2 tRNA genes and 1 rRNA gene are annotated in these 609 nt (G+C 47.3%); all 3 read left to right on the top strand.

Annotation, left to right across the window (positions count from 1 at the left end):
- A 16S ribosomal RNA gene (locus tag AACQ83_RS24380) occupies nucleotides 1-80 on the top strand; the annotation flags it as partial.
- A gap of 69 nt (nucleotides 81-149) precedes the next feature.
- Nucleotides 150-226 (top strand) — tRNA-Ile (locus tag AACQ83_RS24375).
- A 129-nt stretch (nucleotides 227-355) separates the two neighbouring features.
- Nucleotides 356-431 (top strand) — tRNA-Ala (locus AACQ83_RS24370).
- Nucleotides 432-609 lie beyond the last annotated feature (178 nt).

Below are 609 nucleotides of genomic sequence, written 5' to 3'. Positions count from 1 at the left end.
TGACCACTTTGTGGTTCATGACTGGGGTGAAGTCGTAACAAGGTAACCGTAGGGGAACCTGCGGTTGGATCACCTCCTTACCTGAGATAGGTTGAGTGCAGTGCTCACACAGATTGTCTGATGAAAGAAGAGAATAACGTTATCGTGATAGGCTTGTAGCTCAGGTGGTTAGAGCGCACCCCTGATAAGGGTGAGGTCGGTGGTTCAAGTCCACTCAGGCCTACCAAACGCTTTTCCTCTTTGCCATTTTAAACGCTGCATTACTCATGTGCTCGCGCACACTGCGTGATTCGCGTTGAAACTGGCTGTGATGAAAAGGTTTGTATAGACCGGGTGATAGCGGGAAATTCTGTATGGGGCTATAGCTCAGCTGGGAGAGCGCCTGCCTTGCACGCAGGAGGTCAGCGGTTCGATCCCGCTTAGCTCCACCATACTAAACGTAATTCAGAGTATATTGGCAACAGTATGCTGTGAATTATTTTGCTCTTTAACAATCTGGAACAAGCTGAAAAATTGAAACTGTCGATAATATCGTCGAGGTATTATTGACGAGTCTCTCAAGCTGAACAATCCGAGACAGTTTCGGGTTGTGAGGTTAAGCAATTAAGC

This window comes from Photorhabdus sp. S10-54 (assembly GCF_963878145.1).
GTDB classification, from domain to species: Bacteria; Pseudomonadota; Gammaproteobacteria; order Enterobacterales; family Enterobacteriaceae; genus Photorhabdus; species Photorhabdus kayaii.
Note: the sequence above shows the minus strand (reverse complement) of the source record. Positions and strands in the feature narration are given on the sequence as shown.